Annotated in this window: 6 protein-coding genes; all 6 read left to right on the top strand. The window is 62.8% G+C overall.

What is annotated here, in order from left to right:
* The coding region (locus FLM9_RS08335) for a hypothetical protein (protein ID WP_218969721.1) at window positions 1-259 on the top strand (259 nt) is incomplete at its 5' end.
* Window positions 260-289: 30 nt separating this feature from the next.
* Window positions 290-1,015 (top strand): biliverdin-producing heme oxygenase, encoded by a 726-nt coding sequence (locus FLM9_RS01905; protein ID WP_074457001.1) that lies wholly within the window; start codon window positions 290-292, stop codon window positions 1,013-1,015.
* A gap of 11 nt (window positions 1,016-1,026) precedes the next feature.
* Window positions 1,027-2,025 (top strand): glycosyltransferase, encoded by a 999-nt coding sequence (locus tag FLM9_RS01900; RefSeq protein WP_257242956.1) that lies wholly within the window; start codon window positions 1,027-1,029, stop codon window positions 2,023-2,025.
* A gap of 37 nt (window positions 2,026-2,062) precedes the next feature.
* Window positions 2,063-4,435 (top strand): UvrD-helicase domain-containing protein, encoded by a 2,373-nt coding sequence (locus FLM9_RS01895; protein ID WP_074457000.1) that lies wholly within the window; start codon window positions 2,063-2,065, stop codon window positions 4,433-4,435.
* A 3-nt stretch (window positions 4,436-4,438) separates the two neighbouring features.
* Window positions 4,439-5,518 (top strand): tRNA nucleotidyltransferase/poly(A) polymerase family protein, encoded by a 1,080-nt coding sequence (locus FLM9_RS01890; RefSeq protein WP_074456999.1) that lies wholly within the window; start codon window positions 4,439-4,441, stop codon window positions 5,516-5,518.
* 40 nt (window positions 5,519-5,558) lie between these two features.
* On the top strand, window positions 5,559-6,093 hold a 535-nt coding region (locus FLM9_RS08835; protein ID WP_498039856.1), incomplete at its 3' end, for a hypothetical protein.

Genomic DNA, 6,093 nt, shown 5'->3' with positions numbered 1-6,093 from the left:
TTTCAAGTGGGGAAACAGTGACCTTCCCTGGTGCCCTTATCCAGAACTGGGGTTGATGAAGGCTCCTTTCCTCACCGCCCAACGCAAGGAGAAGACCTTGGCCACGGGTCAGACCATCCGGAACTCTCCCTATGGGGAGGAAGCCCCCACAGTTGCAGCCTTGCCGGTCCGATCCAATTCAATACAACAGCAGGTTTCATCCGTCCGTCAGGTGAACCTTCATAACTGGCGGACCTGGCTCTCAGGCGCTTCACGGTAGCGTTGGGCACCATTGTCAATTTTCCGCCCCATGGCTATTGCCCTGGCCGCACTGCTCAAGGAAGGGACCAAGAAGTCCCACACCATGGCCGAGAACACCGGCTTTGTAAGCTGCTTCCTCAAGGGGGTGGTGGAAAAGGCCAGCTACCGCAAGCTGGTGAGTGATCTGTACTTCGTCTACGGGGCCATGGAGGAGGAGATGGCCAAGCTCAAGGACCATCCAGTGGTGGGTCCCATCGTGTTTGACGAGCTGAACCGCAAACAAAGCCTGGCCAAGGATCTGACCTACCATTATGGCGAGAATTGGGACAGCCAGGCCCACCCCTCGGAATCCGCCAAGACCTACGTGGACCGCATCCATCAGGTGGCCGCTCAGGAACCGGAACTGCTGGTGGCCCATGCCTATACCCGCTACATGGGAGACCTCTCCGGTGGGCAAATTCTCAAGACCATTGCCCAGAAGGCCCTGAACCTGGGGGACCAGGACGGGGTCAACTTCTATAACTTCGACACCATTGCCGACGAGAAGGCGTTCAAGGCCATGTATCGCGCCCGGATGGACAGCCTGCCCATTGACAAGGCCACGGCGGAGCGTATCGTGGCAGAGGCCAACCATGCCTTCGGCCTCAACATGCACGTGTTCAAGGAGTTGGAAGGCAACTTGATCCTGGCCATCGGCAAGACCCTCTTCGGCTTCCTCACCCACCGCCAGCGGTCCGGCAGTACGGAAGGAGGGGCCACCGCCACGGCGGCCTGAGGGTTCGCACCTTGCGGGACGCTCCCCTACGCCCCCTCAAGGTGCTCCTGCCGGGGACGGGGCCGCGGTTTCAATGCGGCGGCCTGGCGGTGGAGTTGCAGTTGGCGGCCACCGCCCGGACGCTGACGCCCACGGAGGTGGTCACCTATGGGCAGCGGCAGGGGGATGCCCCCTTCCTGGACGACCTGTTGCGGCCGGAACCGGCCAGCATGCAGCGGCAGAACTCCCTTTGGCTGGTGAGCTGGGGATTTCACGTGCCCCGGTTGCTGGGGCGTCTGCGGGGTCGCGCCGTTGCCTATCACGCCCACAGCAGCGGCTACGGTTTTCAGTTGCCGCCGGGTGTCCCGGTGCTGGCGGTGAGTCGCCACACCATGGCTTACTGGGGCGCACGGGCACCGCGCAATCCCCTGTTCCTGCTCCCCAATGCCGTAGGCCCGGCCTTCCGCAACCGCGGCGGCGTCCGGGACCTGGACGTGCTGGTGCAGCGCCGCAAGACCAGCGCCTACGTGCTCCACACCCTGGTGCCGGCCCTGCGGCAGCAGGGGTTGCGGGTCCATGTGCAGGAGGGCTTGGTGGACCGCCTGGAGGACCTGTTCAACCGCAGCAAGGTTTACCTCTACGACTCCGCTGACCACTGGAACCGGGCCGGGGTGAGTGAAGGCTTCGGCTTGCCCCCCCTGGAGGCGCTGGCCTGTGGCTGTGTGGTGTTCACCAGCCTCAATCACGCCCTGGCGGACCACCTCACCCCTGGGGTCAACTGCTTCCAGATCGGTGCGGGCACACTGGCGACGGACGTGGAACGCATCCGGGCCGTCTGCCCGGAGACGACGCCACCCCCCTCAGCCTCGCTGCTGAGGGACAGTCACCAGCGCCATATCCTTGGACAGGTGCTGCAAGAGGTGAATGCCCATTGGGATCGCCTCGCAGCCGGGGACCAACCCCTGCGCTCCACCCCCCACCCCTGGCCCCTGGCCATCCGCTGCAAACGCTGGCTGCGGCGCTGGCGCTGAGCCCCGGGGCCATACTGTCAACATCCCCAGGAATAGGATGAGCATCCTGGATCAACTCAACAGCAGCCAACGGCAGGCCACGGCACACCACTGCGGTCCTCTGCTAGTGGTGGCGGGTGCCGGCAGTGGCAAAACACGGGTGCTCACCCACCGTATTGCCCACTTGCTGGGCCACCACGGCGTGGACCCGGAGGCGATCCTGGCGGTCACCTTCACCAACAAGGCGGCCCGACAGATGAAGGAACGCCTGGAACTGCTGCTGGCCCGGCAACAGGCCCTGGATAGCCATGGTCAGCCCTGGGGCACCTTGACGGAGCCGCAACAACGGCAACTGCGCAGTCGAATCTACCACGAGGTGACCAAAATCCTCTGGATTGGCACCTTCCATGCCCTCTTCGCCCGGCTCCTGCGCCTGGAAATGGATCACTACCAGGACCCGGAGGGTTTCACCTGGACCCGGCAGTTCACCATCTACGACGAGCAGGACGTGCGCAGCCTGTTGAAGGAAGTCGTCACCCAGGAGATGAACCTGGACCCCTGCTCCTTTGATCCCAAGCAGGTGCGCTGGGCCATCAGCAGGGCCAAAAACAATGGCCTCCTGCCCGATGCCTATGCAGCCGCCCACCAGGGCCACCGTGGCAGAAAAATTGCCGAGGCTTACCGCTGCTATCGCCGCGCCCTGGCCGCCAACAACGCCCTTGATTTTGACGACCTGCTGCTGATTCCCGTGCAATTGCTGAGGGACGACGGCCAGGTGCGGCAGCGTTGGCACCAACGGTTCCGGCATCTGCTGGTGGATGAATACCAAGACACCAACCGCACCCAATATGAACTCCTGCGATTACTGGCCACCGACGGCGCCGATCCCCGCACCTACGGACCATGGCAAGGGCGATCCCTCTTCGTTGTTGGGGACGCCGATCAGAGCATTTACAGCTTTCGGGCGGCGGATTTCACCATTTTGATGGACTTCCAGAGGGATTTCGGGGACGGACAGGGGGATGCAGACACCCGCACCATGGTGAAGCTGGAGCAGAACTACCGCTCCACCGCCACCATCCTGGAGGCCGCCAACGGGTTGATTGCCCATAACCATGAGCGCATTGACAAGGTGCTCCACCCCTCCCGGGCCCGAGGTCGCCCCATCCACCTCAGCTGTTGCGACGACGAGTTGGTCGAGGCGGATGCCCTGGTGCAAACTATGTTGGCGGCCAGACAGAGGAATCCCGGCCTGCGGTGGGGGGACATGGCTGTTCTCTATCGGGTCAATGCCCAGTCCCGGGTTTTGGAGGAGGCCCTGGTGCGCGCCTCAGTGCCGTACACCGTTGTTGGTGGCCTGCGCTTCTATGACCGTCGGGAAATCAAGGACGCCCTGGCCTATCTGCGCCTCGTGCTCAATCCCGCCGATAACGTGAGTCTGTTGCGGGTCATCAACGTTCCCCGCCGCGGGATCGGCAAAACCACCCTCCAGCGCCTGACAGATGCCGGCACCCAGCTTGGGGTTCCCCTCTGGGAGATCATCTCCGAGCCGGAGTCTGTGCAGAGTCTGGCGGGGCGCTCCGCCAGGTCCGTGGCGCAATTTGTCACGCTGATCAACACTTTGCAGCAGGAGGTGGAGCGCATACCCCCCGCGGAAGTGGTGCAACGGGTGATTGAAGACAGCGGCCTCATGGCCCAACTGAAGGCGGAGGGCACCGACGAGGCGGAGGAGCGTCTCCGTAACCTGGGAGAATTGGTGAATGCAGCACTGCAATACCAGGCAGAAACCGATACACCCGACCTCCGGGATTTCCTCACTTCCGCCGCCCTCGCCAGCGAGGACAAGGACAAAAGGGATCTGAAGACGGATCAGGTGGTGCTGATGACCTTTCATGCCAGCAAAGGGCTGGAGTTTCCCTTCGTGGCCCTGGTGGGTCTTGAGCAGGGATTGTTCCCCAATCACCGGGCCATGGAGGATCCAGCCGCCATGGAGGAGGAACGCCGCCTCTGCTACGTGGGGCTCACCCGGGCCAAGGACGAACTGCATCTCTTCCATGCCCGGATGCGTCGGCTCTGGGGTGGCGGACGGAAACCCGCCCCGCCTTCCTGTTTCCTAGCGGAACTGCCGGAGCAGTTGGTGGAGATTCAACGGCCCCGCAGCAGTGGCGTGGCCCTGCGGCGTCAACTGTACCCGGACAGGCTTCTGCGCAGTGACCGGCCTGAAGGGAGGCCGACACCCCACGACACCGTGGCCATCCAGACCGCTTGGCGGGCCGGGGACTTGGTGGACCATGACCAATTTGGCCAGGGACAGGTGACCCATTGCTTTGGCGCAGGAAGCAAGCTCTTCCTGGCCGTGAAGTTCGGCAAGCAATCCAAGGTGTTGGATCCCCGCCTGGCCCCCATCCGCCGGGTCGGCACCGCTGGCTGAGGCGTGGCAGACACCGCCGGCCGCCTCCCGAACCTGGCCCCTGACCTGCAACACCTGCTGGGCCGGCACGCCACCCAGGCCCTGACCGTACTCCTGGCTAGCCTCAGCCGCCAGCCCCTGGGAGTGTGGCTGGTGGGGGGTGTGGTGCGGGATCAATGGCTCCATCATCACCGCGCAGGGGCCGGCGGCCAAGGCGGCAGGGTTCAGCCCATGGACGTGGATCTGCTGCTGACGCCGGATCCCCAGGCGCCGGAACTGACCTTGCGTCAACTGGCCCCCCGCTGGGAGACGGCACTGGCGGCAGCGGGGTGGTCTCTCAGTGCCCAGGTGCATGGAGACTTCGGCACAGCCCAACTGACGCTAGAACCTGCTCAGGCCCGGCAACCGCCCCATCCCACGGACCGGAAGCTGCTGACCGTTGACGTGGCCATGGCCCGCACCGAGCACTACCCCGCACCTGGGGAGAATCCCCGTGTAACGCTCACAGCGTCGCCCGATGCGGTCCTGGTGGACCTGGGTCGCCGGGATGTGTCTATCAATGCCATGGCCCTGCCATGGCCCCACGGCCCACTGCTGGATCCCCACGGCGGCCAAAGTGACCTGGAGCGGGGCCTGCTGCGCTTTCTCCACCACACCAGCCTCCGGGATGATCCCACCCGGGTGATTCGCGCCGCCCGCTACGGCGCCCGGCTGCACATGGACCTGGACCCTGAAGCGCGCCGCCAACTTCAGGACACCATGGCCCGCTGGCCATGGCGCCGTGAGCCCCCCTGTCCCCCAGCCCTGGGGAGTCGTCTGGGTATGGAGTTGGCCCTATTGCTCCAGCAGGAGCCATGGCGCCAGGGCCTCAGCCTCCTGCAAGACTGGGGCGCCCTGGACCTGGTGGATTGGTCGGGAAGCCTGCAGCAGGACCCCACATGGCGCCGTCGCCTCCACTGGGCAACCCGCTGGAACCTGCCCCTGCTACCGGCCCTGTTGATGGGCGCCGCCGACCCCCTGGCCGTCGCTCAACGGCTGCAACTCCCCACAGCCCAACAACGGCTCATGGCCCAGACCTTGGCGCTGCGGGATTGGTTGGGGTAGGGAGGATGGTTTGCTTGTCTACCCCGGCCGGATACCTGCTATGATAGACAGGTTGATGGTCATTCTCCCTCCATCGCAGTTGAGGCGATGTACGACACCCACAATTTCAAGGTACCGCAGCAATCGGGAGATTACGCTGAATGCTCCAGCGTTCGTCATTCAGAAAATAGAAGCGATCATCACTGCCGCTATGGATTCCGGTCGAAACAAAATTTTGATAGACACAAACCTGAAGCTTGGCCTCCCCATGGAAAACATCGATAAAATTGCAGGACCGTTCGTCGAGGCTTGGGCATACGAAGTCTTCAGAGAAACGATTGAAGACAAAGAAAATACGTACGACCTTCTCAATGTAGAGGCAGGAGAGCGTCTCAACTTTGCCGACGTCATTCTTCAGTTTCGCCGTAGGCGGAAACGTTCCGAGTCTGTTACTGGATACATCGATGTCAAGGCAACAAGTGAAGATATTAAGAGCAGTGGCAAATCTCCCAACATAACTTCTTTTGTCCGAATTCGTACAGAGTACGTTAAAAATCCAGATCTTATATTTATCATTTTATCCATTAAACATAGTG

Origin of the sequence: Candidatus Synechococcus spongiarum (assembly GCF_900047545.1) — a bacterium.
GTDB lineage: Bacteria > Cyanobacteriota > Cyanobacteriia > PCC-6307 > Cyanobiaceae > Synechococcus_B > Synechococcus_B spongiarum_C.
This window is presented reverse-complemented; position numbering and strand designations above follow the sequence as displayed.

Excerpts from the sequence above, each read along its gene's own strand:
- FLM9_RS01905 (WP_074457001.1), top strand. The coding sequence starts at position 290 with ATGGCTATTGCCCTGGCCGCACTGCTCAAGGAAGGGACCAAGAAGTCC.
- FLM9_RS01895 (WP_074457000.1), top strand. The coding sequence starts at position 2,063 with ATGAGCATCCTGGATCAACTCAACAGCAGCCAACGGCAGGCCACGGCA.